Annotated in this window: 28 protein-coding genes; 14 read left to right on the plus strand and 14 right to left on the minus strand. The window is 71.6% G+C overall.

Annotated features, from left to right (window positions below; translation table 11 throughout):
* Positions 1-34: 34 nt before the first annotated feature.
* The 4 genes from ACZ4UV_RS33230 to ACZ4UV_RS33245 are packed head-to-tail and all read right to left on the minus strand — an operon-like array spanning position 35 to position 3,004.
* Positions 35-829, minus strand: coding sequence for a hypothetical protein (locus ACZ4UV_RS33230; RefSeq protein ID WP_467842992.1), 795 nt, complete (start codon positions 827-829; stop codon positions 35-37).
* The gene (locus ACZ4UV_RS33235) at positions 826-1,731 is read right to left on the minus strand and encodes an ABC transporter permease (RefSeq protein ID WP_467842995.1); all 906 of its coding nucleotides are present in this window, start codon (positions 1,729-1,731) and stop codon (positions 826-828) included. Before ACZ4UV_RS33235 ends, ACZ4UV_RS33230 begins: the two co-directional genes overlap by 4 nt.
* Positions 1,728-2,606, minus strand: coding sequence for an ABC transporter ATP-binding protein (locus tag ACZ4UV_RS33240; RefSeq protein WP_451017908.1), 879 nt, complete (start codon positions 2,604-2,606; stop codon positions 1,728-1,730). Before ACZ4UV_RS33240 ends, ACZ4UV_RS33235 begins: the two co-directional genes overlap by 4 nt.
* Complete coding sequence (locus tag ACZ4UV_RS33245) at positions 2,603-3,004, minus strand: GntR family transcriptional regulator (RefSeq protein WP_390042366.1); 402 nt, start codon at positions 3,002-3,004, stop codon at positions 2,603-2,605. Before ACZ4UV_RS33245 ends, ACZ4UV_RS33240 begins: the two co-directional genes overlap by 4 nt.
* 111 nt (positions 3,005-3,115) lie before the next feature.
* Here ACZ4UV_RS33245 and ACZ4UV_RS33250 point away from each other — a divergent pair, with 111 nt between their 5' ends.
* The 5 genes from ACZ4UV_RS33250 (at position 3,116) to ACZ4UV_RS33270 (ending at position 7,220) form a co-directional block, all read left to right on the plus strand.
* Positions 3,116-3,676 carry an RNA polymerase sigma factor gene (locus tag ACZ4UV_RS33250; RefSeq protein ID WP_351497770.1) on the plus strand — a complete coding sequence of 187 codons (561 nt, stop codon included), beginning with the start codon at positions 3,116-3,118 and terminating at the stop codon, positions 3,674-3,676.
* The gene (locus ACZ4UV_RS33255; RefSeq protein ID WP_467843001.1) at positions 3,673-4,482 is read left to right on the plus strand and encodes a cupin domain-containing protein; all 810 of its coding nucleotides are present in this window, start codon (positions 3,673-3,675) and stop codon (positions 4,480-4,482) included. Before ACZ4UV_RS33250 ends, ACZ4UV_RS33255 begins: the two co-directional genes overlap by 4 nt.
* Positions 4,483-4,498: 16 nt before the next feature.
* On the plus strand, positions 4,499-5,380 hold the full coding sequence (locus tag ACZ4UV_RS33260) for an ABC transporter ATP-binding protein (protein WP_467843004.1): 882 nt from the start codon (positions 4,499-4,501) through the stop codon (positions 5,378-5,380).
* Positions 5,377-6,918, plus strand: coding sequence for an ABC transporter permease (locus ACZ4UV_RS33265; RefSeq protein WP_467843007.1), 1,542 nt, complete (start codon positions 5,377-5,379; stop codon positions 6,916-6,918). The genes ACZ4UV_RS33260 and ACZ4UV_RS33265 overlap by 4 nt, the downstream gene beginning before the upstream one ends.
* Positions 6,919-6,989: 71 nt before the next feature.
* Complete coding sequence (locus ACZ4UV_RS33270; RefSeq protein ID WP_467843010.1) at positions 6,990-7,220, plus strand: hypothetical protein; 231 nt, start codon at positions 6,990-6,992, stop codon at positions 7,218-7,220.
* Between the two features lie 19 nt (positions 7,221-7,239).
* Here the strand turns inward: ACZ4UV_RS33270 and mshD are convergent, their stop codons facing one another.
* Together mshD and ACZ4UV_RS33280 are read right to left on the minus strand one after the other, a co-directional pair.
* Positions 7,240-8,169 (minus strand): mycothiol synthase, encoded by a 930-nt coding sequence (gene mshD / locus ACZ4UV_RS33275; protein ID WP_467843013.1) that lies wholly within the window; start codon positions 8,167-8,169, stop codon positions 7,240-7,242.
* 252 nt (positions 8,170-8,421) lie between these two features.
* Positions 8,422-10,002, minus strand: coding sequence for an IS200/IS605 family accessory protein TnpB-related protein (locus tag ACZ4UV_RS33280; RefSeq protein WP_467843914.1), 1,581 nt, complete (start codon positions 10,000-10,002; stop codon positions 8,422-8,424).
* A gap of 181 nt (positions 10,003-10,183) precedes the next feature.
* Here ACZ4UV_RS33280 and ACZ4UV_RS33285 point away from each other — a divergent pair, with 181 nt between their 5' ends.
* Together ACZ4UV_RS33285 and ACZ4UV_RS33290 are read left to right on the plus strand one after the other, a co-directional pair.
* Entirely contained in the window at positions 10,184-10,345 is a 162-nt protein-coding gene (locus tag ACZ4UV_RS33285) for a hypothetical protein (RefSeq protein ID WP_467843917.1), read from the plus strand.
* An 833-nt stretch (positions 10,346-11,178) separates the two neighbouring features.
* Positions 11,179-12,969 carry an ABC transporter ATP-binding protein gene (locus ACZ4UV_RS33290; RefSeq protein ID WP_467843016.1) on the plus strand — a complete coding sequence of 597 codons (1,791 nt, stop codon included), beginning with the start codon at positions 11,179-11,181 and terminating at the stop codon, positions 12,967-12,969.
* On the opposite strand, the gene ACZ4UV_RS33295 is transcribed toward ACZ4UV_RS33290, so the two are convergent.
* From ACZ4UV_RS33295 to ACZ4UV_RS33330, 8 genes are all read right to left on the minus strand, one after another.
* Positions 12,959-13,675, minus strand: a complete 717-nt coding sequence (locus tag ACZ4UV_RS33295; RefSeq protein ID WP_467843019.1) for a response regulator transcription factor — start codon at positions 13,673-13,675, stop codon at positions 12,959-12,961. The two genes, ACZ4UV_RS33290 and ACZ4UV_RS33295, sit on opposite strands and share 11 nt — an antisense overlap.
* A gap of 67 nt (positions 13,676-13,742) precedes the next feature.
* Positions 13,743-14,483 (minus strand): PH domain-containing protein, encoded by a 741-nt coding sequence (locus ACZ4UV_RS33300; protein ID WP_467843023.1) that lies wholly within the window; start codon positions 14,481-14,483, stop codon positions 13,743-13,745.
* Between the two features lie 458 nt (positions 14,484-14,941).
* The gene (locus ACZ4UV_RS33305; RefSeq protein WP_467843026.1) at positions 14,942-16,363 is read right to left on the minus strand and encodes a HAMP domain-containing sensor histidine kinase; all 1,422 of its coding nucleotides are present in this window, start codon (positions 16,361-16,363) and stop codon (positions 14,942-14,944) included.
* Positions 16,360-17,094: a response regulator transcription factor gene (locus ACZ4UV_RS33310; RefSeq protein WP_351497748.1), complete on the minus strand. Its 735-nt coding sequence runs from the start codon at positions 17,092-17,094 to the stop codon at positions 16,360-16,362. The genes ACZ4UV_RS33305 and ACZ4UV_RS33310 overlap by 4 nt, the downstream gene beginning before the upstream one ends.
* Positions 17,095-17,342: 248 nt before the next feature.
* Entirely contained in the window at positions 17,343-17,615 is a 273-nt protein-coding gene (locus tag ACZ4UV_RS33315; RefSeq protein WP_467843029.1) for a hypothetical protein, read from the minus strand.
* Positions 17,616-17,645: 30 nt separating this feature from the next.
* Positions 17,646-18,812 (minus strand): S1C family serine protease, encoded by a 1,167-nt coding sequence (locus tag ACZ4UV_RS33320; protein WP_467843032.1) that lies wholly within the window; start codon positions 18,810-18,812, stop codon positions 17,646-17,648.
* A gap of 285 nt (positions 18,813-19,097) precedes the next feature.
* Entirely contained in the window at positions 19,098-20,120 is a 1,023-nt protein-coding gene (locus ACZ4UV_RS33325) for a LacI family DNA-binding transcriptional regulator (RefSeq protein WP_351497742.1), read from the minus strand.
* Positions 20,121-20,227: 107 nt separating this feature from the next.
* A complete protein-coding gene (locus tag ACZ4UV_RS33330; protein WP_351497740.1) occupies positions 20,228-21,007 on the minus strand; it encodes a response regulator transcription factor in 780 nt (259 codons plus the stop codon).
* A gap of 179 nt (positions 21,008-21,186) precedes the next feature.
* On the opposite strand from ACZ4UV_RS33330, the gene ACZ4UV_RS33335 reads away from it, so the two are divergent.
* The 7 genes from ACZ4UV_RS33335 to ACZ4UV_RS33365 all read left to right on the plus strand — a co-directional run bounded on the left by ACZ4UV_RS33335 (position 21,187) and on the right by ACZ4UV_RS33365 (position 26,025).
* Positions 21,187-22,023 carry an alpha/beta hydrolase gene (locus tag ACZ4UV_RS33335; protein WP_467843036.1) on the plus strand — a complete coding sequence of 279 codons (837 nt, stop codon included), beginning with the start codon at positions 21,187-21,189 and terminating at the stop codon, positions 22,021-22,023.
* Positions 22,024-22,086: 63 nt separating this feature from the next.
* A complete protein-coding gene (locus tag ACZ4UV_RS33340) occupies positions 22,087-22,341 on the plus strand; it encodes a MoaD/ThiS family protein (protein ID WP_351497736.1) in 255 nt (84 codons plus the stop codon).
* 9 nt (positions 22,342-22,350) lie between these two features.
* Complete coding sequence (locus ACZ4UV_RS33345; protein ID WP_467843039.1) at positions 22,351-23,436, plus strand: hypothetical protein; 1,086 nt, start codon at positions 22,351-22,353, stop codon at positions 23,434-23,436.
* A 281-nt stretch (positions 23,437-23,717) separates the two neighbouring features.
* The gene (locus ACZ4UV_RS33350; protein ID WP_451019536.1) at positions 23,718-24,455 is read left to right on the plus strand and encodes an LmeA family phospholipid-binding protein; all 738 of its coding nucleotides are present in this window, start codon (positions 23,718-23,720) and stop codon (positions 24,453-24,455) included.
* 200 nt (positions 24,456-24,655) lie between these two features.
* A complete protein-coding gene (locus tag ACZ4UV_RS33355) occupies positions 24,656-24,736 on the plus strand; it encodes an Ms5788A family Cys-rich leader peptide (protein WP_350751515.1) in 81 nt (26 codons plus the stop codon).
* A 121-nt stretch (positions 24,737-24,857) separates the two neighbouring features.
* Positions 24,858-25,697, plus strand: a complete 840-nt coding sequence (locus ACZ4UV_RS33360) for a sulfurtransferase (RefSeq protein WP_390042313.1) — start codon at positions 24,858-24,860, stop codon at positions 25,695-25,697.
* Between the two features lie 40 nt (positions 25,698-25,737).
* Positions 25,738-26,025: a DUF1416 domain-containing protein gene (locus tag ACZ4UV_RS33365; RefSeq protein ID WP_093501297.1), complete on the plus strand. Its 288-nt coding sequence runs from the start codon at positions 25,738-25,740 to the stop codon at positions 26,023-26,025.
* Positions 26,026-26,295 lie beyond the last annotated feature (270 nt).

Genomic DNA, 26,295 nt, shown 5'->3' on the forward strand with positions numbered 1-26,295 from the left:
GCCCCGTCCGGGGTACGCGTGGACCGACGGTCCCTCAGCCGGCCCGGCGGCGCAAGAGGAAGAACGCACCGGCCGTGGCCGCGGCGGTCAGCGCGAGCACCATCGCGGTGGCGCTGAGATGAACGGCCCAGAAGCCGTGCAGCGGGCCGTGCAGCGGCAGCCACGCCTCGCGCAGGTAGAGCCTGGTCACCAGGGTCACCGCGGCGGCCGTCCCGAGCGCCGGGAGGGTGCGGCGCAGCGCGATCCCGGCGAGCGCGCCGACGGCGAGGCCGAGCAGGAGCAGGGCCGGCAGCAGCGGGCCGCGCGGGATGAAGACGCGGTCGTAGGTCCAGTTGCTGACCAACTGCTCCTGGTCGGAGCTCCACACCCAGCCGAAGACCAGGGCGAGCAGCCCGCCCCCGGCGGCCAGCGACAGGGCGGCCGCGACCAGCTTGCCGGCCAGCCAGCGAGCCGGGGACACGGACTGGGTCCAGGCGAGCCGGGCGGTGCCGGACTCCAGCTCCCGCCCGATCAGCGCACCGCCCGCCCAGGCGGCGACGGCGACGCAGGAGTAGGTGAGGGCCTCGCCGAGGAAGTTGATGACGTTGTTGGCGTCGGTGAAGGCCGAGTAGTCGCAGCCGGGGAGGGAGCCGGAGGCCATCGGGGAGTACTGGAAGAAGCCTCGGCAGGCCCGCTCGGCCGGTACCTCCGAGAGGTGCAGCCAGAGCAGCCAGCCGGTCACGAGCAGCACGAACGCGGCCCAGACGAGCAGCGCGGAGCGGTGCAGCCGGCGCAGCGAGCGGTAGGCGGCCGCGGGGGCGGGGCCGGGGGCGGCGGGCAGGGCGGTCATCGGGCGGTCGTCTTTCCGGTCAGGCGGCGCAGTGCCAGGAAGCAGCCCAGGGTCAGCAGGGCCGCCACGGCGAGCAGCAGGGCGGTGCTGGTCAGCTGGAGCGGCCAGAAGTGCGAGACAGGGTGGTAGTCGCCGACGGGGACGGTGCCGCTCGGGCTCTGCCACACCGTCCAGGTGCTGTTGGGGAGGGCGAAGAAGGCCTCTCCGGTGCTGGTCCTCGTCGGCCACAGGCGGGGCAGGAGCAGCTGGACGGCGGTCCAGACCGCGCCGGTGAGGAGCAGGCCGAGGCCCAGGGCGGGCAGGGTGCGGCGGGAGAGCAGGCCCGTCAGTGCGCCCGCCGCCACTCCGCACAGGGCCAGGGCGACCAGGGTGGGGCCGTTGGTGTGGAAGGTCGGGACGTCGTACCACTGCTTGGCGGTGTCGATACGGCCGTTGCCCGCGGCCCAGGCCAGGTGGTGCAGCCAGACCAGCAGGGCGGTCCCGGCGACGACGGCCGCGGCCGGTACCGCGAGCCGGACGGTCAGCCAGCGCACGGGGGTGCTGGACTGGGTCCAGGCGAGCCGGGCGGTGCCGGACTCCAGCTCCTTGCCGAACGCGCCACCGGCCCAGGCGGCGGCCAGGAAGGGCACCGCGGCCGCGGTCAGGGTGGCGTAGTTGTACCAGTCCTTGTAGCGCAGGATCGCGTTCTGGTCGTACCTGCACCGCTGCCAGTCCGTGCAGGCGTCGTACTGGCGCCAGGCGTCGGCCGCGGCGTCGGTCAGCGGGCCGTACAGGAGGAGGAGCAGGACGGCGAGGACCAGGACCAGGCCCGTCCAGACGTAGAGCGCGGGGCGGTGCAGGCGCAGCAGCCAGCGCGTGAGGTGGGCCCGGGGGGCCGGTGCGGGTGCGGTCAGGGTGGTCATACGGCGGCCTCCACCGCGGTCAGGGCCGGGGCCTCGGGGTTGCGGAGATGGGCGAGGACCAGCTCCTCCAGGGAGGGGGCGCCGGTGCGCCAGTCCGCGGGCAGCGGGCCCGCCGGGCGGACCAGGGCGCTGAGCTGCCGGCCGGTGGTCCGGGAGTCCACGACGGTGTGCGGGGCGAGGTCGGCGTCGGCGGGGGCGGCGACCCGGGTGTGGGCGGCCAGCAGGTCGTCGATCTCGCCGGCCAGCCGGACCCGGCCGCCGCCGATCAGCAGCAGGTGGTCGCAGGAGTCCTCCAGTTCGGCGACCACGTGCGAGGACATCGCGATGGTGGTGCCGCGCTGGGCGGCCTCCACCATCAGCACGCCCATCAGCTCGTGCCGGGCGAGTGGGTCGAGGTCGGCCATCGGCTCGTCGAGGAGGAGCAGTTCGGGCCGCTTGCCGAGGGCGAGGGCGAGCGCGACCCGGGTGCGCTGGCCGCCGGAGAGGGCGCGGACCCGGGACTTCGGGTCCAGGTCGCCGCCGGCCACGACGTGTTCGGCGGCGGCCGCGTCCCAGCGCCCGGGGTTGAGGTCGGCGCCCATCGTCAGCGTCTCGGCGATCGTGAGCTGCGGATACAGCGGCTTGTCCTGGGCGACGTAACCGACCCGGCTGCGGGCCTCGGCCGGGGTGGTGCCGAGGACGGTCAGCTCGCCCTCGGTCGGGCCCAGCAGACCGGCGGCGAGGGCGAGGAGCGTGGACTTGCCCGCCCCGTTGGGGCCGACGACGGCGCAGACCCGCCCGGCGGGGAGCCGGAAGGCGCAGTCGCGCAGCGCCCAGCCCCCGCGCCGGCCGAACCGTTTGCCGAGCGCGGACGCCGCTATCGCGGTGTCGGTCATGAACTCTCTCCTTGGAGGTGCTTCGCGAAGTGTGTCTCGAGTACGGCGGTGAAGAGCGCGGCCACGTCGTCGCGGTCCAGGCCGGCCGCACGGGCCCGGGCGGCCCAGTCCGCCAGCTCCCCGTGCAGGGGGGACTCGGCGGCCGGGGCGGTGCCGAGCGAGCGCTTCACGAAGGTGCCGAGGCCGCGCCGGGCCTCGACCAGGCCCTCGCGCTCCAGCTCCCGGTAGGCCTTGAGGACGGTGTTGGGGTTGATGGCGGTGGCCTCGACCACCTCGCGGGCGGTGGGCAGCCTGTCTCCCGGCTGGAGGTGACCCAGGCGCAGGGCCTGCTTGGTCTGCTGGACGATCTGGACGTAGGTGGCGACGCCGGAGCGCCGGTCGATGCGGTACTCGACCACCCGTACAACCACCCTTTCACTAATTGAGTAGTGAAAGGGTGGTGGAAGGGCTGCCCGAAAGTCAACCCGGAATCGGTGAACCGATCGGCGGGGCTCGTGCGATGAGGAGACGTGAGCGGAACGAGAAGCGACGGTGAGCTGCTGCGGGCGGTCGCGGCGGATTCGGACCGGCGCGCCTTCGAGGAGTTGTACCGGCGGTACGCGCCGTGGCTGACCGCGCGGCTGCGCGGCCGGTGCGCGGACCCGGCGCTGGTCGACGACGTCGTGCAGGAGACCTTCCTCGCGGTGTGGCGGGGGACCGCCCGGTACCGCGAGACCACCGAGGACGGTGTGAACGCCGACGCCGCCGGGTGGCTGTGGCGCATCGGGTCGCGCCGGCTGGTCGACGCGCTGCGCGGCGACGGGGCCCGCGGCCGGCTGCGGCAGGCACTGGCCCGGCTGCGGCACCGGGACGAGGCCTCGGCGGAGGAACGCGTGCTCGCGGGGGTGGAGCACGGGGACCTCGCCGGGGCCCTGGTCCGGCTCTCGCCCGAACTGCGGGCGGTGCTCCAGGCGACGGTGATTGACGGACTGACCACCCGGGAGGCCGCGGTCCTGCTCGGCATACCACCGGGGACGGTCAAGACCCGCGCGATGCGGGCGCGCAAGCAGCTGCGGGAGGAGCTGGCATGACCTGGCACGTGTCTGAAGAGGATCTACGGGCGTACGCGCACGGCGAGTTGGCGCCGCCGCTGCTGTGGTCGGCCGACACCCACGTCGGTTCCTGCACCGAGTGCAGGGCGGTACTGGCGTCCGTGTCGGACCCGGTCGCGCTGGACGCCGGCTGGGAGCGCCTGGACGCCGAACTCGACGCGCCGCGGCCCGGCCCGGGCCAACGGCTCCTGGTCCGCCTCGGGGTCGCCGACCACACCGCACAACTGCTCACCGCGACCCCGGTGCTCCGCCGCTCCTGGCTGGCCTCGGTGGCCTTCGTGCTGGCGGCGACGGTCCTGGTGGTCCACGCGGTGGACGCCCCGGCGCTGTTCCTGGCCCTCGCCCCGCTGCTCCCGCTCGGCGCGGTGGCGCTGTCGTACGGCCCGGTCCTCGACCCGACGTACGAGATGGCCGCAGTGGCCCCGACGCACGGCTTCCGGCTGCTGATGATCCGCACCGTGGCCGCGCTGACCGCCTCGCTCGGCCTCAACTGCCTGGCCGCGCTGGCCCTGCCCGGCTACGGTCTGCTCGCCTTCGGCTGGCTGCTGCCCGCCCTGGCGCTCACCGCGGCCGGCCTCGCCCTCTCCGCCCGGCTGGGCCCGCTGCTCGGGCCCGGACTGGTCGGCGGGGTGTGGACGGCCCTGATGGCGGTGGCGGCGATGCACCCGGCGCACACACCGGCCGCCTTCACCACGGCCGGGCAGTCGGTGGCCGCCGCGCTCGCCGCACTCGCGACGCTCCTGCTCCACCAGGCGCGGGACCGCTTCGACGCCAAGCCCTACTGACCGCTGGAGTCCCACGTTGAACACCACCGTCTCCGCCGCCGGCCTCACCGTGCGCTACGGCGGCACCCCGGCGCTCGACGGCGTCACCCTGTCCCTGACGGACGGCGTCACCGGCCTGCTCGGACCCAACGGGGCCGGGAAGACCACCCTGTTGAAGGTCCTCGCCACCGCCGTACCGCCGGACGGCGGCGCCTTCACGGTGCACGGCCAGGACCCGGCCACCCCGGCCGGCCGGCTCGCGGTCCGCCGCACGCTCGGCTACCTCCCGCAGACCCCCGGCTTCCACCCGGACTTCACGGCCTTCGAGTTCGTGGACTACGTCGCCATCCTCAAGGAGCTCACCGACCGCGTCGGACGCCACCGGGAGGTGCGGCGCGTCCTGGACCAGGTCGGCCTGGCCGACGTACGCGGCAGGCGGATCAAGCGGCTCTCCGGCGGGATGCGGCAGCGGGTCGCGCTGGCCGCCGCGCTCGTCGGCGACCCCCGGTTCCTGGTCCTGGACGAGCCGACGGTGGGACTCGACCCCGAACAGCGCATGCGGTTCCGGGAGCTGGTCGCGGAGGCCGGCGAGGGCCGGACGGTCCTGCTGTCCACCCACCAGACCGAGGACGTCGCGATGCTCTGCAACCGGGTGATCGTGCTGGCCGGCGGCCGGGTCCGCTTCGACGGCACGCCGGCCGAACTGACCGCCCGCGCGGCCGGACACGTGTGGAGCAGCACGGAACGCGCCCGGGGCGCACGGGCGGGCTGGCGCACCGGCACCGGCGCCTTCCGCAACGTCGGCGACCCGCCCACCGGCGCCGACCTGCTCGAACCGACCCTGGAGGACGGCTACCTGCTGGTCCTCGACGCGGAGAACCCGGCGGGCACGGCGGGCACGGAGGTGGCGGCGGCATGACGACGGCACTCGTGACGGAGCCGGAGACGGCCGGGCGTGCGGACCGCGAACGCGACACCGCGTCCGCGTCCGTCTTCGCCCTGGCCGTGTTCGAGGCCCGTCAGCTCCTCCTCCAGATCCCGCTGCTGGTCTTCGGCCTGCTGTACCTCGCCTACGTCGGGTACGGCCTGTTCGGCCACAACGAGGGCATGGACGCCTATCCCGTCCTGCACGACGTGGACCGCTCCACCCAGGGCGGCCCGGAGCTGTTCGCCGTGGCCCTGCTGGTGTGCGTGCACCGGGCGGCGCTGCTCAACCGGCGGCGCGGCCTGGAGGAGCAGTTCGGGGTGCTGGCGATGTCGCCCGCGCGCCGTACGCTCGCCCACGCCCTGTCCGTCGTGCCCTTCGCGGTCGGCGTGGCCCTGGTGGTCGACGTCCAGTTCGCCCGCGCGGCGCTGCGGCCGGGCGCGGTCGGCCACGGCTCGGTCTTCGAACTGGCGGTGGCCCCGCTGACCGTCCTGCTCGCCGGTGGGTTCGGCGTGCTGCTGGCCCGAATCCTGCCCCACCCGGCGGCCCCGCTGCTCTTCCTGCTCGCGATCGGGCTGGTCGCCGGCCTGCTGCCCGGCGGTTCGGGCACGCACGGTGTGGACTGGCTGTGGCCGGCGGTGCTGCAGAACGGCGGCACCCCGGTTCCGGGCGAACTGCTGGGCCGCCCGGCGGGCTGGCACGCGCTGTATCTGCTGGGGCTCGCGGTGCTGTCGGTGTGCGCGGCGATGCTGGTGGCCGGCGGCCGGGCGCGGCTCCTGAAGGCGGCGACGGCCGTGGCCCTGGCGGCGGCGGTGACCGGCGTGGTCGGACAGGCGGCGGGGGACTCCACGGGTCTGCAGGCCCGGCGGAAGGCGGAGGCGGACCATCCGGCGACGTTCCAGACGTGCGTCGAGCGGGCCGGCTCCCGGTACTGCGCGTACCCCGACTGGAAGGGCTGGCCGGTCGACTGGGCCGGAGTGGTGCACCGGGTCCAGTCCGAGGCCGGCGGTGCACAGGCGACCACCCGCCTCACCGTCCGTCAGCGCATCCAGGAGATCACCGACCTGACCACGGACGCCACCCTCCCGACGAGCTCCACCCCCGGGACGGTCACCGTCGGCACCCAGTGGGGCGGCAACCGGGTCCCCGAGTTCGCGGTCGGGGTCGCCCGGGTCCTGGTCGCCGGCAACGAGCGGGCCTCCGTCGAGATGTGCGACGCCCGCCCGGTCACCACGATGTGGCTGGCCCTGGCCACCGACCCCGCCCCCGAGGACACCTTCCGCCGCCTGCGCATCGACGACAGCCTCTCGGGCCCGGCCGCGGTCCTCACCCCGGACGGCGGCAGCATGTCCGTCTCGGCCCAGCAGACCGAGGTCGTACGCGAGCTGTTCCGCGAGCCGCACGACACGGTGGCGGCCCGGGTGAAGTCCCACTGGCGGCAACTGGTCTCACCGCACACGACGACGACCGAGGCGGCCCACCTCCTCGGCGTGAAGGCACCGAAGGGGCCGGACGACTGCCAGGAGGGCTGACGGCGACCGCCCGGCGGGCCGAGGCGGGCATGATGGAGGCGACAGGTGCCGGGGCGGGTGAGGAGACGGGCGTGGACAATCCCTTGCGCGACAACCTCTTCCGGGACAACCCCTTCCGCGACGGGGGACCGGCCGAGAGGGCGATGCCCTGGCTCTCGGCCGCCGTCGTCCTCGTCCTCGCCGCGGCCACCCTGGCGGGCGGCGCCGGGCCCCTCGTCAAGGCGCTCGCCGCGGCGGTCGCCGTCGCCGTGACCGGCTGGTCCGCCTACCTGATCAACCGCAGGCGGCCGCCGCACCGGTGAGGGCCCCTCAGAGCCTCCCTCAGGTCTCCGTCCGGTACATCAGGTCTGTCTCGTGCGTCACGAAGCCCAGGCGCTCGTAGACCGCGACCGCCGCCGTGTTGTCGGCGTCGACGTACAGCATCGCCGTGGGCAGGCCGCGGTCGGCCAGGTACCGGAGCCCGATCGTCGTGAGGGACTTGCCGAGGCCGCCGCCCTGGGCGGCGGGGGAGACGCCGAGGACGTAGACCTCGCCGAGGCGTTCCGTGTCGTGGACCTTCGTCCAGTGGAAGCCGAGGAGTTCGCCGCCGCGCTCCGCGAGGAAGAAGCCGGCCGGGTCGAACCAGGGCTGGCTCTTGCGGTCGTCCAGGTCGCGCTGGGTGAGCGAGCCCTGTTCCGGGTGGTGGGCGAAGGCGGCCGCGTTGACGGCGAGCCAGGCCGCGTCGTCCCGGCCGGGGACGAAGGTGCGGACGGCGACGCCCTCGGGCAGCTTCGGGTCCGGCAGGTCCAGGCCGGTCAACGGGCGGCGCATCTGGCGCAGTTCGCGGAACAGGGTGAGGCCGAGGACCTGCGCGAGGTGGCGGGCCGCCGAGTGGCCGCCGTGCGCCCAGACCCGCAGCCGCTTGCCGGACGCGGCCAGCAGGGCGGCGCCCAGCGCGCGGCCGTGGCCGTGGCCCCGGTGGGCCGGATGGACGACCAGCTCGGCGGCCGGTGCCTCCACCGGGTCGGTGTCCTCCAGCTGGGCGTAGCCGACGAGTTCGCCGCCGACGGAGAGGAGCAGGTGGGAGACGCCCTCCCGGGCGCCGCCGCTCAGCTGCAGGCGGCCCTGCTCGGACACCGGCTGCTGGCCGTCGGCCCGCGCGGCCTCCGCCAGCAGTTCCCGTACGGCCTCGGCCTGATCCGGGGTGAGCGCGGAGTAGGTGTCGATGGAGCGGGAGTACATGGGCGGCCGTGCGGTGTCGTCGCTGGTCATGCGTACGAGGGTACGGGGCCGGATCGGCAAAGTGCGGAGCCCTGGAAAGGCGGAGGCAGGGCACCAGGATGTAACCATGAACCGTTCCTAAGGGCTGTCCCGTAATCCCTGGTGGATCAGCGCGCGGCGTCAGATGCGGTGCATCGCAAGGCGGAGGGTCGTCCTCATACTGGGCGTATTCGGGCGAGCCCGACAACGCTGCGAGGTGCCGTAGCTGTCGTCGTGCGCCCGCCGGGGATTACGGGACAGCCCTTAGAGGCTGAGTGGGAGTGAGTCCTGTTTCCAGATCTCGTGCTCAGCCGAACGCCCCGGACGGTGTTGGGCGTTCTGGTCGACCGTGTTCGCTCCGCGTCCGGGCGGCACAGATCGTGTCCGTGGTCCGGGGATGCGGGGGCGGTGTCCCTCACGCCCTGGGCTGCTCGGTTCGGCCTGGACGGTCCGATGCCCGCATCCATCGCTCTGGTGGGTACGGGGCGGTGCCGTCCTCCCCCAGTGCCTTGAAGGCCTGGGAGGTACCCCCATCCGGATCGGGTGACCCAAGGCGCGTCTTCCGATCGCCACGGCGGCTGCGTCGTGGCGGGTGGTGTTCCTGTTCTTGGTGGTGAGGGGTTTCTGCCAGTGCTGGGCGCCCCAACGGCTGGTGCAGGCGGGGTCGACGGCGATGACGGGGATGCCGAGTTCCGTCGCCATGGATACGAGCCGGGCCCGCATCCTGGCCACCGGCATGCCAGAGATCAGCTTGCGGAACCGTTTGCGGCGGCCGTGCTTCTCGCGCGTCTTCTCTCCGTGGAAGTCGAGATCCTCGATCGCGATCGCGAGGCCGTGCCGATGGGCCCAGTGCAGCAGCCGGATCAGGGCATGCCTGACCTGGGCGTCACGGTGACCTGCGGTGCCGGTGAGGTCGTATGCGAAGCGGAGCGGTTCGCCGAGCGGGTTGCCATGTAAGTCCAGGCGCCAGGCAGCCAAGTGATCGGCGTTGGTGTCCACGCCGACCACACCTCTCGCGCGGGCGGCATCCAGCGGGAGTGTCTGGACGGGTGGCAGGGTCCATGACGCGGTCAGATACCAGCGTCCCCGCCCTACGTCTTCGTGAATGCGATAGGCGACCGCGCGGTTCGTAGTGACGCGGTCGGCCCACTGCTCGCCCCGGTGCGCGAACGACACACGGCCGGTGAGTACGTACCGGCCGTTCGGAGCATTCGCAAGGTACGCCAGCGGCGCGGGAAGCTTGAGCGAAACCTCGCCGTCCGGGGTGACACGGATGGTCTCGTTGCCGTACAGCTTGCCCGCTTCGCCATCGGCCTGGAGGAAACGGCGTTCGGCCTGCCACCGGTGCCGCCACTGCTCCTCGGTGAGCCCGGCGGTGTCAAGGTGGTGGCGGGTGTTCAGCAGCCGTCTGCCGCCGCGCACCACGCGCACGACTCCCGCCTGCCAGTCTTCCCCTGCCGTCCGGAGCCGGTCTTCGAGGACGTGCAGACGGCGGGACTTGGCGAACCACTCCCGCCTGCTGCGATATCCGCCCGGCGTGTGCTTGGTGCCTTTCGCGCCCACAGGCAGGGACAGCCGGTGCGTGATCGTGTTGATGCCCTGACGGAGGCTGTGGATGTGCGCGAGATGGCCGCGGCGGAAGAGGGCCCATTGGTCGTGGGTCGCCTTGGTGAGCGACCCGGCACAACGGGAGGAGGACTCCTGGGTCAGGCCACGCTTGCGTTCGGCCCACCGGCCGGCGTCGTGGTCCAAGCCAGCCGCGCATCGTGTCTTCAGGTCCTTGGCGGCGAGGGATGCGAGGTGGTCACCGACCAGGCGCAGTGCCTCTTCGTCCTCGGTGGCCAAATCCTTCAGCCGGTCACGGATCGTGACCTGAGGGGCCCGGAGCCACGAAGGGTGCCGTCACCTCCCGCAACCCGCCCATCCCTGTCACCCCCGCTCCAGTGCCAGAACTCCCTTGCCCCACCCAACGACCACCACGGGCGAAGGTCACGCATTCGATGCAAGAACCTTCGTTCCCCACCTGATGAGTGCCCTTGCCCTCGCCGGAGACCTGCTCATCCAGACGCTATCGACCGCCAGGGCACCGACGACCTCTCGGCCCTCGCCGAAGTACATGACGGCCAACTCCTCGTCGTCCGCCCCGCTCGCGCCGCCGGCCGCGGACCGGATCACGATCGTGCAGTAGGCGCCTGCTCCTGCGGCAGCACGCCCCAGGGCCCGGTACGCACGCCCGTGCGTACCGGGCCCTTTCTGCTGCGTCTGCTGGATAAAACCTATGTGAGGCAGTGAACGGTTCCCGGTTGCTCCTGAAAATTCATCTCAGCCGCAATTCATCGAGGTCTAACTGAAAATGGCTTTCTCGGGCTCCCGGACCGCGTAATGTTTTCCATGTCGAAAGCGAACGGCGCGGACGACAGAACGAAGGAGAAGATCATGAGCTTTCACAAGATCGTCCCGGTGAAGAAGGCCGAGAAGCCCGCCCCGAAGCCGGCTCCGAAGAAGAAGGACTGCAAGAAGTCCCAGCCCAAGCGTCCCGTGGGCAACCGCTAACTCGCCAGCCCAGAGGAGGGAATTTCCATGAGCTTCCACAAGATCGTCCCCGTCAAGAAGCACCACAAGCCCGCTCCGGCCCCGAAGAAGCCCGCGCCGAAGAAGCCGGCTCCGAAGCGCCGCCCGGTCGGCGACGAGCGCTGACAAAGCATTTACAGAAGTAATTCAAATCAATTCACAGGTTGTTGCAGCGGGCCAGTAGAAAAACTGTTGCAGAACCACGACACAAGTCGCCAGAGAGAGGAACACCACCATGAGCTTCCACAAGATCGTCCCCGTCAGGAAGCACCGCAAGCCGGCCCCGGCCCCGAAGAAGCCCGCGCCGAAGAAGCCGGAGCCGAAGCGCCCCGTCGGCGACAAGCACTGAGACGCGCCGTGAGGCGGGGTCACCGGTTACGCGTGGTCGCACCGGTGGCCCCGCCTCGGCCATGTCCGCCCCCATACGACCCCTGAAGGGAGTCGCCGACCATGAGAGAAGCCCGCAAGGCCTTCCGCCGCTTCTGGCCGCTGACCCGCGGCGACCGCAGGTGGCTGTGGATGATCATCGCGTGTGTCGTGGTGTCCGCGCTCGCCGAGACCGCCGCGATCCTGCTCTTCGCCGACCTCACCGACAACGCCCTCCAGGCCGGTTCGCTCTCCGCCTTCTGGGGCCCGGCCGGTGCCTGGCTCCTGGTCGCCGCGGTGGGCGCCCTGGTCGGCTACCTCGGCAACTCGCTCGCCACCTGGACCGCCGAGAGATTCGTACTGCGGCTGCGCGCCAAGGTGTTCCGGCACGTCCAGGACCTCCCCCCGCACTTCTTCCAGAAGCACCGCCAGGGCGACCTGGTGGAACGCCTCACCGGTGACGTCGAGGCCATCGAGCAGATGGTGGTGTCCGGTGTCGTCGGCACCGTCGCCGCCGGGTTCTCCGCCGTCTTCTACGCGACCGCCGCCTTCTGGCTGCGCTGGGACCTGGCGCTGGCCACCTTCGTGCTGGCGCCCCTCTTCCTGTTCGCCGCCCGCCGCTTCTCCGGCCGGATCAGGACGGCCTCCCAGGACGAGCGGGTCGCCGACGGCGCGATCACCTCCGTGGTGGAGGAGTCCCTCGGCAACGTCGTCCTCACCCAGGCGTACAACCGCCGCCGGGACGAGGAGAAGCGCCTGGACGTCGAGGCCCGCGCCTGGATGCGGGCGAGCGTGCGCGGCGCCCGCCTCAGCGAGATGTACGCCCAGTTCGTCGAGGTCGTCGAGACCCTCTGCGTCCTGGCCGTCATCGGCCTGGGCGTCTGGGAGATCTCCGCCGACCGCATGACCCTCGGCCGGCTCCTCGCCTTCGCCGCCTTCCTCGGCTACCTCTACCCGCCGATCCGCAACCTCGGCCAGCTCGGCCTCACCCTCACCGCGGCCACCGCGGGCGCGGAGCGCATCGGCGAGATCCTGGACGCCGAGCCCGCCGTCACCGACCCCGCCCGGCCCGTCGGCTCCTGGCCGGTCCGCGGCTGGGTCAGCTTCCACAACGTCTCCTTCCGCTACCCCGAGTCCCCCCGCGCCTCCCTCCGCGACGTCGACTTCGCCGCGGGCCCCGGCGAACTGATCCTGGTCACCGGCAGGAGCGGCGCAGGCAAGTCCACCCTCTCCAAGCTCCTCACCCGCTTCTACGACCCCTCGGCCGGCGTGATCTGCCTGGACGGCGTCCCGCTCACCGACGTACCCCTGGAGTTCCTCCGCGAGAACGTCGCCCTGCTCCCGCAGCAGACGCTGATCCTCAACGGCACGGTCCGCGAGAACATCGGGTGCGGCCGCCCCGGCGCCACGGACACCGAGATCGAGCAGGCGGCGCGGGACGCGGCCGCCCACGGCTTCATCACCGCCCTCCCCGAGGGCTACGACACCCACATCGCCCCCGGTACGGCGGCGCTCTCCGGCGGCCAGCTCCAGCGCATCGCCATCGCCCGCGCGATGCTCCGCGCCGCCCCGGTCCTCGTCCTCGACGAGCCGACGGCCGGCCTGGACGCGATCGCCGCCCGCCAGGTCGTCGCCCCCCTGCGCAAGCTCATGGCGGGCCGTACGACCATCATGATCACCCACGACCTCACCCTCGCCCCCGACGCCGACCGCATCCTGGTCGTCGACCGCGGCCGCCTGGTGGAGGCGGGCACCCACGCCGAACTCCTCGCCCGCGACGGCGCCTACGCGGCCCTGGCCCACCCGCTCCCCGAGGCCATCGCGGCGGAGTCGGCGGCGCCGGTCCCGGACGAGACGATGATCCTCAGGTGGTAGCACCGTTCCTGAGCGTGTACCCCAGCCCGCGCACGGTGTGGATGAGCCGCGGTTCGCCGCGGCTCTCCAGTTTCCGCCGCAGGTACATGATGTAGACGTCCAGCGTGTTGGACGTCGGCGCGAACTCGAAGCCCCACACGTCCCGCAAAATCTTCTCCCGGCTGAGCACCCGCCCGGGCTGCCGCAGCAGGAACTCCAGCAGCGCGTACTCGGTCCTGGTCAGGTCGATGGCATGCTCCCCGCGGTGCACGGTCCGGCACCGCAGATCCATCGAGACGTCGCCGAACCCGAGGAACCGGTCCCCGCCGCCCGCCTCCGTCCCCGCCTCCCGCCGCGGACTGCGCCGCAGCAACGCCCGCACCCGGGCGAGGAGTTCCTCGGCGGCGAACGGCTTCGCCAGGTAGCCGTCGGCCCCGTTGTCGAGGGCGACGATGCGGTCCCCCACGGCATTCCGCCCGGTGATCATGAGAATCGGCACGGTGCACCCGGACGCCCGGATCCGCCGGGTGGCCGCAAGCCCGTCGAGCCCCGGCATCTCGACGTCCATCAGCACCAGGTCCGGCTCGCTCTCCGCAACCCCGAGGAGATCGAGGGCCACCCTGCCGTCCCCGGCGAGGACCGTCTCGTACCCCTCGAACCTGAGCAGCCGCCCGATCCCGTCCCGCACGGCCGCGTCGTCGTCGGCCAGCAAAATCTTCCTCGCCATCTGACTCGCCATCCGACAAAAGTGTGACGAGGCGCTGTGACGGGCCTGGGGGTGGGATGTGGATGGGCTACGGCTGCCGGGCCGGGGAGCGCGGCGGCCGGGTGCTCCAGTACCGGTCGAGTACGGCGGCCAGGGCGACACCCGAGGCCAGGGGCACGCACACGAAGAGCACGAACGGATGGTCCGGACGCCCCACGGCGATCAGCCAGATGTCGGCCACGAACATGAGGAGGAAGACCGCGATCGCGCCGTACGCCCCCCACGTCCCGGCCTTCCGACGCGCCGCCCCGCGCAGGATCAGCTCCTCGACGTCCGGCCGGCGCTCCCAGGTGAGGCTGCGCAGCGGGGCCGCGGCCAGGCACAGCTCCGCGACCTCGGCGTACGGGTCGTCCAGCTGCCAGTCGTTGAGGTGCCACAGCAAAAAGCGGCGGCCCTGGAAGTCGTACAGGTAGGTGAGCCACCGCGGGGCCGCCCGCCCGGAACCGCGCGGCGCCTGCTCCACCCGGATGTCGTACACCTCCGACCAGGCCCAGGTCCGCGCCCGCACCGGCCCCTGCGCGGTGATGCCGGCAGCCGTGACCCTGGTGCGCGCCCGGAACTGCTCCAGCGCGATCCGTACGATCGTCAGGCCCATCAGCAGCGCGAAGACCGGCCACCACCAGGACCCGTTTCCGCCTCCGTCCCCGTCGCGGGAGACCCGGCTGGTCTGGATGAACGCGTTCATCATCAGCAGCCCCGGCACGATGAGGTACGCGACAGGCGGCTTGCGCCGCCTCCGGTACTCCCGCTCGACTCCACCCTCGTCCACGAACCGTGCCCCTCCCCAGGCGCACCGAACGGGTGCGCGACTGGAGGAGAGGATAGGACGGCCGTCTGTGGCCTGGGGAACCGGTCCGGGCCGGGCGCCGGCGGACCGTTCCGCCACCGCTCGAACGGGTGACCTGAAGCCATTTCGCCAGGTCACGGCATGTCGATCACGGCAACCGGATGGTCGCCGGGTCTTCGAAGTCCGGATCGGTCATTGGAGGGTCCGTGCCAGGTCCGGCCACTGCGATCGGCGCTTCCGTGCTCGTGAGTGGCACGGATCTGCCCCTACTGCCTCTCAGACGTCGGCCACGTGGTCGATGGCATTGCGAAGCTGGCGCTGCCACTGGTCGTGACTTTTCCCGACGGGCAGGGCTTTCTACGGGTGTCACATGATCACTACCACTGACGAGCATGATGTCCGAAGCCGAGTGGTGAGCCCAGCCAGCCTTGAGCGGACAGTCACACCGAGTCCGGCGGAGCCGTAGGCGCACCCGGCAGCCGTACCGTCGCCACCGTGCCGCCGCCGTCGGCGCGGGCCAGGGTGACGTCGCCGCCGGCCTGCTGGACCGTGCGGGCCACGATGGAGAGGCCGAGACCGGAGCCGGGCAGGGCCCTCGCGCTCGGTGAGCGCCAGAAGCGGTCGAAGACGTGGGGGAGTTCGTCCTCGGCGATGCCAGGGCCGTGGTCGCGGACCGTGAGGACGCCGCGTTCGAGGGTGACCTCGATCTTGCCGCCCTCGGGGCTGAACTTCACCGCGTTGTCCAGGATGTTGACGATCGCCCGCTCCAGAGCGGAGGGTTCCGCGCGTACGAACCACGGCTGGACGTCCGCCGTGATCGTCAGCTCCGGGCCGCGCAGGCGGGCGCGGCGCAGGGCCGCCTCGACCGTGTCCTGAAGGGCCACGATCTGCACGCGCTCACCGCGCTGCCCCTCCGAGCGGGACAGCTCCTGGAGGTCGCCGATCAGCGACGCCAGCTCCGTCATCTGCGCCTTCACCGAGGCGAGCAGCGCCTTGCGGTCCGCCGGGGGGATCGGGCGGCCCGTCTCCTCGCTGCGGGTGAGGAGTTCGATGTTGGTGCGGAGGGAGGTGAGGGGGGTGCGGAGTTCGTGGCCGGCGTCCGCGATGAGCTGCTGCTGGAGCTCCCGGGAGCTGGCCAGAGAGCTGGTCATGCTGTTGAAGGAGCGGGAGAGGCGGGCGATCTCGTCGTCCGACTCCTCCTCCACGGGGATGCGGACGCTCAGGTCCTCGGTACGGGCGACGTGCTCGACGGCCTCCGTGAGTTTGTCGACGGGGCGCAGACCGGCCCGGGCGACGGCGAGGCCGGCGGCTCCGGCGCCGACGACTCCGATGCCGGAGACGAGGAGGAGGATCAGGGCGAGGTCTTTGAGGGTGTCCTGGGTGCCCTTCAGGGGGACAGCGGTGAGCAGACCGACGTGGGAGCCGCCTTCGGTGGCGAACACCTGGGTCATCACGCGCAGCGGGTTGCCGTCCGCGTCGGTGCCGTTGCTGAAGTACAGGGTGTTGGTGTCCCCCGCCTTGATGAGGTCTTTGTCTGCCTGACTGACCTTGATCACGCCCGTGGCGTCGTGGGTGAGGCAGAACGTGCCGTCCGTCTTGACCACCTGGCCGTACCCGATCCGCAGGCCGTTGGTGTCCTGAACCGTGCTGGTGCAGTCGATGAGGGCGTTCTGGGCGACGATGTTCGCCGGCCCCCGCACCTTCTGGAGGTCGCTCTCAAGCTGGTCGTACAGCTTCCCCTGCACGATGAACCAGCAGGTCACCGAAACCGCCGCCACCGCGAACGCCACCGCTGCCGCGACCAGCATCGACAGGCGGGCGCGGATCGGGAGGGTGCGGAAGCGGGCGGTGAGCCTGTTCACTCGGCGCCGCCCTGGCGCAGGACGTACCCGACGCCGCGCACGGTGTGGACGAGGCGGGGCTCGCCGCCGGCCTCGGTCTTGCGGCGGAGGTACATGACGTAGACGTCGAGGGAGTTGGACGAGGGCTCGAAGTCGAAGCCCCAGACGGCCTTGAGGATCTGCTCGCGGGTGAGGACCTGGCGCGGGTGCGCCATGAACATCTCCAGGAGGGTGAACTCCGTGCGGGTCAGCTCGACCTGGCGGCCGGACCGGGTGACCTCGCGGGTCGCGAGGTCCATGCGCAGGTCGCCGAAGGTGAGCGCCTCGTCCTCCTGGAGGCCGTCGCCGACCGTGGCCGCGTAGGAGCTGCGGCGGAGGAGAGCGCGGATGCGGGCGAAGAGTTCGTCCAGTTCGAACGGCTTGACCAGGTAGTCGTCGGCCCCCGCGTCGAGGCCGGTGACGCGGTCGCCGACCGTGTCGCGGGCCGTCAGCATCAGGATGGGGGTCGTGTCGCCGGCGCCGCGGATGCGGCGGGCGGCCGTCATGCCGTCCATCCGCGGCATCTGGATGTCGAGGACGATCAGGTCCGGCTTGTAGGCGGTCGCCTTCTCCAGCGCGTCCGCGCCGTCGACCGCGACCTCGGTCTCGTATCCCTCGAAGGCGAGGCTGCGCTGGAGGGCTTCGCGTACGGCCGGCTCGTCGTCGACGATCAGGATGCGCTGGGGTTCACGGTCGCCATCGGCGGGGCTCATCGCTCGCGGTTCCTCGGGGTGCGGTGGGTCTTGGTCGGGACGCCTCTCAGCCTCGCATGTTTCTCGGCTGTCGGGTATGCACGCTGGTGGGGCGGTACGCCCCTAGGTGGGTCGGGCGAAGTCCGCTGCGGTTCGGCAGCGCCCCGAAGGGGCGCGGGGCTGTATTTGATGTGCGGCTACCGCCGCGTGGGCGCGACCAGCCACGACGGCGCCGCAGTCGGCAGATCGCGGCACGTCCAGCGGAGCGCTTAGCCGCGTACCAGGGTCATGCGGCTCAGCGGCACCTTGCGCTGGTGCGGCCGGGCCGCCGAGGTGCGCAGGCCCATCAGCTGCGGGGCCGGCACGACCTCCGGGGCGCGCGGGGCCGGGGGCGCAGCCACCATGGACTCCGGGGCGCGCGGGGCCGGGGTCGGCGCCACCACGGCCTCCGTCGGTGCGTGGAGCTCGTACGCCACGGCAAGGGCCATGCTGACACCGGCCGGGCTGTCGGCGGACATCGTGTGCGAAACCTGCTTGATCATGACGTGCTCCCTTGCTCTGGTGCCGGTGGTTCAGCTGGTGGAGCCCGACCGCAGCTTGGCCAGGTCGGACTTGACGGTGTTGATCGGGATGGCGAAGCCGAGGCCGACGCTGCCCGCGTCCGAGGAGGACGAGGAGGAGTCGGAACTGGCCGAGTACATCGCGGAGTTGATGCCGACGATGTCGCCGCTGGCGTCGATCAGCGCGCCGCCGGAGTTGCCTGGGTTCAGGGACGCGTCGGTCTGGATCGCCTTGTAGGTCGTGGTGGACGATCCGGTGTCGCCGTTGAACTGCTGGCCGCCGAAGGAGAACGGCCACTGGCCGCTGCCGCCGCCCTGCTGTTGCTGCTGCTGGCCCTCGTCGGTGGAGACGGTGACGTCCCGGTTGAGCGCGGAGACGATGCCGCTGGTGACGGTGCCGGTCAGGCCCTCGGGCGAGCCGATCGCCACGACCGTGTCGCCGACCTGGACGCCATCGGAGTTGCCGAGGGTGGCGGGCTGGAGGCCGGAGGCGTCCTTGAGCTTGAGGAGGGCGAGGTCCTTGGAGCTGTCGGTGCCGACGACCTCGGCGGTGTACGACTTGCCGTTGCTGGTGGAGACCTTGACGGACTGGGCGCCGGAGATCACGTGGTTGTTGGTGATGATCTCGCCGTCGCTGGTGATGACGACGCCGGAGCCGGTGGAGGTGCCGTTGCTGAGGGTCGCGTTGACCTCGACGACGCTCGGGCTGACGGCGGCGGCGATCGTGGCGACGTCGCCCTTCTTGCTGGAGGGCACCACGCTGGTGGTGGTGCTGCTGGAGACGACGTTGTTCTTGCCGGTGAGCTCCTGGAAGGCGTACGCGGTGCCGCCGCCGACGGCGGCCGCGACGATCGCGACCGCGGCGAGGAGGGCTATCGGGCCCCGGGTGCGCTTCTTGGGCGCCGAGTGCACGCCGTGCTCCGGGTGCTCCGCCGGGTGCTCCGCCATGTGCTCCGCTTCGGGGCCGACCGTGGGGAGTACGGCCGTACCGCCGCCGTAGCCGCTCTGGCCGCCGTCGGTCGCCGGCTGCTGCGCCGGCTGGTGGGTGGGCGGGGGCGGCCACTCCGGGTTGACGGGGGAGGAGGCGTGCTGCTGCTGGGGGTACGCGCCCTGGTAGGCGTCACCCTGGGGACCCTGCGGGTTCTCGTACTCGCCGCTGCGGCGGAAGCTCTCGGTCATGACAAGTAGCTTGTCCCGTGACCATGAGAGCTCCCTGAGTGCCCGCTGAGAACGCCGCGAGAAGCTCGTTTGCCCGATATAAGGAACCTTCTCGCAGGTCGCGGGCGGTTCTCAGACGGGGTTCATGAAGTCTTTGCTGTGAGTCCGGTGGATCCTGTGGCTGCGGGCCGGTGGGGGCCGGCCGCGCAGTTCCCCGCGCCCCTGAAGGGGCGCTCAGCGCATCGCCCTGCTTTCAGGGGCGCGGGGAACTGCGCGAGCGACCACGGCGCACAGTTCGCCGACGTACTACTGGCACCCGCAGGAACCCCGCACCACCAGCCGGGAAGGAAACGTCTTCAGGCGTTCCCTGCGCGACCCCGCCACGCGCAGACCGTCGTCGAGGACCAGGTCCACCGCCGCCCGGGCCATCGCAGGGCGGTCCGAGGCGATCGTCGTGAGCGGGGGATCCGCCAGCGCCGCCTCCTTGATGTCGTCGAAGCCGGCCACCGCCAGCTCCCCGGGCACGTCGATGCGCAGCTCCCGCGCCGCCCGCAGCACGCCGAGGGCCTGGTCGTCGGTGGAGCAGAAGATCGCCGGGGGACGGGCGGGGCCGGAGAGGATCTCCAGGGCGATCCGGTACGCGTCGTACCGGTTGTACGGCGCCTCGAACAGCCGGCCCTCCGTCGGCAGGCCCGCCTCGGCCATCGCCCGCTTCCAGCCCTCGACGTGGTCGGAGACCGGGTCGCCGACGGCCGGCGTCTCCGCCGTACCGCCCAGACAGGCCACGTACTCGTAGCCGTGCTCCAGCAGATGGCGGACGGCGAGCTGGGCGCCGCCGAGGTCGTCCGTCACCACGGCCACGTCGTCGATCGCCTCCGGCCGCTCGTGCAGCAGCACCACCCGGGCGTCCCAGGCCTCGATCTCGGCGGCGGCCAGGTCGTTCAGCGCGTGGGAGACGAGGATGAGGCCCGAGACCCGCATCCCGAGGAACGCGCGCAGGTAGTGGACCTCGCGCTCGCCGACGTAGTCGGTGTTGCCGACCAGCACCATCTTTCCGCGCTCGGACGCGGCCTGCTCGACCGCGTGCGCCATCTCGCCGAAGAACGGCTGACGGGCGTCGGGAATGATGAGGCCTATGAGGTCGGTGCGCCGGGACGCCATCGCCTGGGCGACCCGGTCCGGGCGGTACCCCAGTTCCTTGATCGCCGCGAGGACACGCTCGCGCGTGGCCGGGGCGACCGGCCGGGGTCCGTTGTTGATGACATAACTGACAACGGCGGTGGAAGTCCCCGCCAGCCGCGCCACATCATCCCGAGTCACCTTGGCCACGCGCGGAGTCTACGCGGATGGACCCGCTCTGGGCAGGGCGAATCGAAGCTTCGCTTGCGTAAGCAATGCCCCGTCCGGGCGAGGGCCACGCCTCGCCCGGACGACGACTACGCCTCCGCCGGTACCTCGACCGCGTCCAGGGCCGCCGATGCGTCCGCATCCTCCGGCTTTGGCCGGTCGGCGTGCGCCTTGGCCGCCTCACCGGCCCGGTCGCCCTTCTCGGGCGTAACGAATCGATAACCGACGTTCCGGACGGTCCCGATCAAGGACTCGTGCTCCACGCCGAGCTTGGCGCGCAGTCGTCGTACGTGTACGTCGACGGTCCGGGTGCCGCCGAAGTAGTCGTAGCCCCAGACCTCCTGGAGCAGCTGTGCACGAGTGAACACCCGGCCGGGGTGCTGGGCGAGGTATTTGAGCAGCTCGAACTCCTTGAAGGTGAGGTCGAGGACCCGTCCCTTCAGCTTCGCGCTGTACGTCGCCTCGTCGACCGACAGGTCGCCGTTGCGGATCTCCATGGGGGAGTCGTCGGCGACGATCTGCTGCCGGCCCATGGCCAGCCGCAGCCGGGCCTCGACCTCGGCGGGGCCCGCGGTGTCGAGGAGGACGTCGTCGATGCCCCAGTCGGCGGTGACGGCGGCGAGCCCGCCCTCCGTGACGACGAGGATGAGCGGACAGCCGGGGCCGGTGGAGCGGAGCAGCTGGCAGAGGCTGCGGACCTGCGGGAGGTCACGGCGGCCGTCGATCAGGATGACGTCGGCACCCGGGGTGTCGACGAGGGCGGGCCCTTCCGCCGGTGCGACCCGCACGTTGTGCAGGAGCAGCCCGAGGGCCGGCAGCACCTCCGTCGATGGCTGGAGGGCGTTGGTCAGGAGCAGCAGAGAACTCATATGTCTGGTTCCTCCTCGGTCCCTGCGAGGACTGTGTGCAACGACACTGCGCTGCGCTCCCGATGTTCCGTACATCCGCGGTCACCTGGAGTTTCCCGCTTCGTATACAGCCCTTCCGAAAGCACAAAAGGACCCGGTGGCGGCGCTGCCCGAGTCCTCTGCCCAGCAGAATAGCCCACATGAGCATCGGTCCGGCAGGTCATGTGGCACGTTCCGCCGTTCGTCCGACATATGAGACGAGCAGAAACGCCTCTATGCGGACGTTTCTGTGCACGGACGACGGGATTTCCATCGATTCCGTATACGATCCCGCCTCCGTCGTATACGACGGCTCCCGGCCACCTTCCCGCGACCTGGTGTTCGTCATGGCCCACGGTTTCACGGGAGACGTGGACCGGCCACACGTACGACGGGTGGTGGCCGCCCTGACGGATTACGCGCCGGTGGTCAGCTTCTCCTTCCGCGGCCACGGCCGGTCCGGCGGCCGCACCACCGTCGGCGACCGCGAGGTCCTCGACCTGGCGGCGGCGGTGGCGTGGGCCCGGGACCTCGGCCACGCCCGCGTCGTCACCGTCGGCTTCTCGATGGGCGGCTCGGTGGTCCTGCGGCACGCGGCGCTGCACGCCGGTGCGGACGCGGTCGTCTCCGTGTCGTCCCCCGCCCGCTGGTACTACCGGGGCACCGCCCCCATGCGCCGCCTCCACTGGCTGGTCACCAGACCGGAGGGCCGTCTCGTCGGCCGCTACGGCTTCCACACCCGGATCCACCACCGCGACTGGGACCCGGTGCCGCTCTCCCCTGTGGAGGCGGTGCCGAAGATCGCCCCGACCCCGCTGCTGATCGTGCACGGCGACAGCGACGGCTACTTCCCGGTCGACCACCCCCGGATGCTGGCCGACGCCGCAGGTGGCGCCGCCGAGCTCTGGCTGGAGCCCGGCATGGGCCACGCCGAACACGCGGCGGACGATGCCCTGCTGGCCAGGATCGGCGACTGGGCGGCGTCCCGGGCGGGCTAGCCTGACCCAGTACACAGGTACACAGCCGACTGATTGTTCTTATCGAGTCTCTTGAGGAACCGCATGCCCAAGGTCACGGTGCGCTACTGGGCCGCCGCGAAGGCCGCGGCCGGCATCGCCGAGGAGCCGTACGACGCGGACACCCTCGCCGAGGCGCTGGCCGCGGTGCGCACGCGACACCCCGGGGAACTGGCGCGGGTCCTGCGGCGATGCTCCTTCCTCGTCGACGGTGACCCCGTGGGCACGCGCGGACATGAGACGGTACGGCTGGCCGAGGGCGGCACGGTCGAGGTGCTCCCGCCGTTCGCAGGAGGGTGAGCGAGAGCGATGACCAACCAGCCGTACGAGGGCTACGACCCCTACCAGCAGCAGGCGCAGCCCCCTGCGCAGCCGCAGTGGGGGTACGAGGAGCAGCAGTACGCCACGCAGCAGTGGCAGGGCCAGACCTGGGAGACGCAGACGCACGCCCCGGTGCAGGCCGCGGAGCCGGCGTACCTGCCGCCGCAGTCGTACGAACGGCCGTACGTTGCTGAGCAGCAGCAGCAGCAACAACAGCAGCCGCCGCAGGCGTACAGCGCCCCTCCCGCCGCCTCTGCGCCTGCGCCTGCTCCCGCTCCCGCCGAACCCGACTCGGGCTACGGTCCCGCCACCCTCGCCGGCAACGCGCGCGTCACGGACGCCCAGCGGGCCCGGCTGGAGGGCCGCTCGCCGATCATCGAGCCCGGCATGCAGCCGGCGTTGCTCACGGCCGTGCTGGGCCTGCTGCTCGCGGTGACGGCGCCGATCTCGTCGTACGCCCTCGTCGTCCCCCTGGTGATCCTCCAGGCCGTGACGGCGGCGGGCTGGTTCCGCCTGAACGGCATGTGGCCGGCCCGGCAGGGCATCGCGCTCGCCTTCCTGGGCGGGGTCACGGCGGACGTGGCGGTCCTGGTGGCGGGCCGCGACCAGGCCCCGGCGGCGATTCTCGGCCCGCTGGGCATCTGGGTCCTGCTCACGCTCGTCCTCCAGCTGCGCTCGCACGCGGACCCCGACACCCGTATGTACGGCCTGATGGCCACGGTCGCCGCCTCCGCGCTGGCGATCATCGCGACGGGGTACCTGGGCGCGGACCCCGACGCGGTGTCGGTCGGCTCGGCCGCGGTCGCGGTGGCCGTCCTGGCACGGGCGCTGCCCCTGCCGACCCCGGCCTCGGTGGTCGTGTCCCTGCTGGCCGCGGCCGGTGCGGGCATCGCGGTGGGCGGTATGACGGGGCTGGGCGCGAAGGGTGCGCTGATCGGAGCGTCGGCCGCGGTCTGCGCCCTCGCCGGACACCGCGCGGCGAGCTACGACTACCCGTCGAGGTTCGTCCACTTCACCGCAGGCGTGGCGTTGCCGCTGACGGCGGCGGCCCCGGTGGTGTGGATCCTCCACTAGCCCCTCCGGGGGCGAGGCCGAAAGGCCTTTCCCACCCACCCACCCACCCGCCCGTCTCGGTTCGTGGAGTGGTGAGGTCTGAGAGGAACGGCTGGGCAGCGCCCCGTAAGGGGCGCGGGGAACTGCGCGGACAGCCCCCACCGGCCCGCGCCCGAAGACGAACCGGCTCCCCTCAAGGGCCCCGATGTCACAGCTGGTCGACAATCTCGCGTCGGCCCGCCCCCGCAGGGTTAGCGTGGCGGGACCGACGTGAGCAGCCGACCCCGGGGGAAACCGACCACATGCGTGCACTGCGAATCCTTCTGATCGTCGTCGTAGTCCTCGGCGTCCTCTTCGTGATCGTCGACCGCGTCGCCGTGCACTTCGCCCAGAGCGAGGCCGCCGACAAGCTGAAGACGACGGAGGACCTCGCGAGCACCCCCGACGTCTCCATCAAGGGCTTCCCGTTCCTCACCCAGGTCGCGAGCGGCACCCTCGACGACGTGCACGTCGGCATCAAGGACTACGACGCCACCACCGGCACCACCGGCAGGACCATCCGCATCGAGGACCTGAACGCCGACATGAAGGACGTCACCTTCACCGGCGACTACAGCTCCGCCACCGCGCAGACCGCCACCGGCACCGCGCTCATCTCCTACGCCGAGCTGCTGAAGAACGCCCAGACCGCACCCACCGACCTCGGCCTCGGCTTCACCGGCCAGGTCGTCGGGCTCTCCGACGGCGGCAACGGCAAGATCAAGGTCGCCGTCGACGTCACCGTCCCCGGCGTCAGCGCCCACCAGAAGGTGAACGTCCTCAGCACGGTCACCGTCAAGAACAACACCGTGCAGGTGCACGCCGACAACCTCCCCAAGCTCGCCGGTGTCAGCCTCGCCGAGGACCGCTTCCGTCAGGCCTCCGACTTCCAGCAGGCCATCAACCAGCTCCCTGGCGGTATCAAGCTGGACAAGGTGCAGGCCGAGAAGGACGGCGTGGAGATCGCGGTGAAGGGTTCGAACGTCAAGCTGGCCGGGTAGGAGGCGGCACGGCGGCACCGGCGCCGGTCCACCACGCGAGACGGCTGTGTCCGTACAGTAGATGTGGTGACCGATACAGGCGCCCGGCCGCCCCGGAACCACGCCTCGACGCCTCCGGGCGTCCCACAATTCGGACGATCGCATCTCACCATACGACATGCCGGTGACATGCCCGGTTATCCGTCCCTACGATCGAGCCCATGAAGCGTCAGGCGGATCTCACGAAGCGGCGGGCAGTCGACCTGTGCCGCGTCGCCGCCATGCTCTGTCGCCCCTTCTGACGGCGGAGGCCACTGCCTCCGCATCCCCCCTGCCCTCCTTCGCCGAGGGCATCCGTGCGCCCCGACGCGCACCCACCCGCACTCGCACGCCCCGCCGCAACTGCCCCGGAGGAGAAAGAGCATGAGCCGCAGCGACGTCCTGGTCGACGCCGACTGGGTCCAGGACAACCTGGACAACCCCGAGATCGCGATCGTGGAGGTGGACGAGGACACGTCCGCCTACGAGAAGAACCACATCCGAGGCGCGATCCGCATCGACTGGACCAAGGACCTGCAGGACCCGGTCCGCCGCGACTTCATCGACCAGGAGGGCTTCGAGAAGCTCCTGTCGGCGAAGGGCATCGCCAACGACACGCTGGTGATCCTCTACGGCGGCAACAACAACTGGTTCGCGTCCTACGCCTACTGGTACTTCAAGCTCTACGGCCACGAGAACGTCAAGCTCCTCGACGGCGGCCGCAAGAAGTGGGAGCTGGACGCCCGCGAGCTGGTCGAGGAGGTCCCGGAGCGCACCGAGACCACCTACAAGGCCAAGCCGCAGAACACCGCGATCCGCGCCTTCCGCGACGACGTCGTGGCGGCCATCGGCTCGCAGAACCTCGTCGACGTGCGGTCGCCCGACGAGTTCTCCGGCAAGCTGCTCGCCCCGGCCCACCTGCCGCAGGAGCAGTCGCAGCGTCCGGGCCACGTCCCGTCCGCCCGCAACATCCCGTGGTCGAAGAACGCCAACGACGACGGCACCTTCAAGTCGGACGACGAGCTCAAGGAGCTCTACGCCGAGGAGCAGGTCGACCTCGCCAAGGACACCATCGCGTACTGCCGCATCGGCGAGCGCTCGGCCCTGACCTGGTTCGTCCTGCACGAGCTGCTCGGTGTCGAGAACGTCAAGAACTACGACGGCTCCTGGACCGAGTACGGCAGCCTCGTCGGCGTCCCGATCGAGCTCGGCGCCAACAAGTAAATCCCTCAGACCGACCTTTCAAGACCTCTGGAGTATCAGCATGTGTGGAGCGAAGGCCGGCGGCCCGGACCCCTCGACGATCAAGCCCGGTGAGACCACGATCCAGGGGCAGGTGACGAAGGACGGCGAGCCCGTGGTCGGCTACGTCCGCCTGCTCGACTCGACCGGCGAGTTCACCGCGGAGGTCCCCACCTCCGCCACCGGACAGTTCCGCTTCTACGCGGCGGAGGGTACCTGGACCGTCCGCGCCCTCGTCCCCGGCGCCACCGCCGACCGCACGGTCGTCGCCCAGCAGGGCGGCCTGGCCGAGGTCGCGATCGCGGTCTGAGAGCACACCCGTAAGGGCCGCGCCGTCCGGTTCTCCAACCGGACGGCGCGGCCCTTCGCCTTCCCCGTGCCCGCTGTCCGTCCCGTGCTCAACGTCCCCGGCCGACCTGCCCTGGATGCATGCTGGCCCGTCGCCGTCGCCGTCGCCGTCGCCGTCGCCGTCGCCGTCGCCGTCGCGTCGCGTCGCCCCTTCTTGACGCGTCGCTCGCGCTGCTTCGCAGGCTTCGTGACGCTGTGCCGGACTCCGTCCGTCGGTCCTTGAGCGGGCCCG

Source organism: Streptomyces sp. NPDC028289 (genome assembly GCF_055565975.1).

What these genes read in the sequence shown, in the direction of transcription:
- ACZ4UV_RS33285 (WP_467843917.1), top strand. Translation starts at nt 10,184, where the DNA reads ATGAGTGCCCTTGCCCTCGCCGGAGACCTGCTCATCCAGACGCTATCG.
- ACZ4UV_RS33355 (WP_350751515.1), top strand. Translation starts at nt 24,656, where the DNA reads ATGAAGCGTCAGGCGGATCTCACGAAGCGGCGGGCAGTCGACCTGTGC.
- ACZ4UV_RS33330 (WP_351497740.1), bottom strand. Translation starts at nt 21,007, where the DNA reads ATGAGTTCTCTGCTGCTCCTGACCAACGCCCTCCAGCCATCGACGGAG.
- ACZ4UV_RS33310 (WP_351497748.1), bottom strand. Translation starts at nt 17,094, where the DNA reads ATGAGCCCCGCCGATGGCGACCGTGAACCCCAGCGCATCCTGATCGTC.
- ACZ4UV_RS33350 (WP_451019536.1), top strand. Translation starts at nt 23,718, where the DNA reads ATGCGTGCACTGCGAATCCTTCTGATCGTCGTCGTAGTCCTCGGCGTC.
- ACZ4UV_RS33320 (WP_467843032.1), bottom strand. Translation starts at nt 18,812, where the DNA reads ATGACCGAGAGCTTCCGCCGCAGCGGCGAGTACGAGAACCCGCAGGGT.
- ACZ4UV_RS33255 (WP_467843001.1), top strand. Translation starts at nt 3,673, where the DNA reads ATGACCTGGCACGTGTCTGAAGAGGATCTACGGGCGTACGCGCACGGC.
- ACZ4UV_RS33265 (WP_467843007.1), top strand. Translation starts at nt 5,377, where the DNA reads ATGACGACGGCACTCGTGACGGAGCCGGAGACGGCCGGGCGTGCGGAC.
- ACZ4UV_RS33230 (WP_467842992.1), bottom strand. Translation starts at nt 829, where the DNA reads ATGACCGCCCTGCCCGCCGCCCCCGGCCCCGCCCCCGCGGCCGCCTAC.
- ACZ4UV_RS33235 (WP_467842995.1), bottom strand. Translation starts at nt 1,731, where the DNA reads ATGACCACCCTGACCGCACCCGCACCGGCCCCCCGGGCCCACCTCACG.
- mshD (WP_467843013.1), bottom strand. Translation starts at nt 8,169, where the DNA reads ATGACCAGCGACGACACCGCACGGCCGCCCATGTACTCCCGCTCCATC.
- ACZ4UV_RS33295 (WP_467843019.1), bottom strand. Translation starts at nt 13,675, where the DNA reads ATGGCGAGGAAGATTTTGCTGGCCGACGACGACGCGGCCGTGCGGGAC.
- ACZ4UV_RS33340 (WP_351497736.1), top strand. Translation starts at nt 22,087, where the DNA reads ATGCCCAAGGTCACGGTGCGCTACTGGGCCGCCGCGAAGGCCGCGGCC.
- ACZ4UV_RS33345 (WP_467843039.1), top strand. Translation starts at nt 22,351, where the DNA reads ATGACCAACCAGCCGTACGAGGGCTACGACCCCTACCAGCAGCAGGCG.
- ACZ4UV_RS33365 (WP_093501297.1), top strand. Translation starts at nt 25,738, where the DNA reads ATGTGTGGAGCGAAGGCCGGCGGCCCGGACCCCTCGACGATCAAGCCC.
- ACZ4UV_RS33335 (WP_467843036.1), top strand. Translation starts at nt 21,187, where the DNA reads ATGAGCATCGGTCCGGCAGGTCATGTGGCACGTTCCGCCGTTCGTCCG.
- ACZ4UV_RS33290 (WP_467843016.1), top strand. Translation starts at nt 11,179, where the DNA reads ATGAGAGAAGCCCGCAAGGCCTTCCGCCGCTTCTGGCCGCTGACCCGC.
- ACZ4UV_RS33315 (WP_467843029.1), bottom strand. Translation starts at nt 17,615, where the DNA reads ATGATCAAGCAGGTTTCGCACACGATGTCCGCCGACAGCCCGGCCGGT.
- ACZ4UV_RS33240 (WP_451017908.1), bottom strand. Translation starts at nt 2,606, where the DNA reads ATGACCGACACCGCGATAGCGGCGTCCGCGCTCGGCAAACGGTTCGGC.
- ACZ4UV_RS33360 (WP_390042313.1), top strand. Translation starts at nt 24,858, where the DNA reads ATGAGCCGCAGCGACGTCCTGGTCGACGCCGACTGGGTCCAGGACAAC.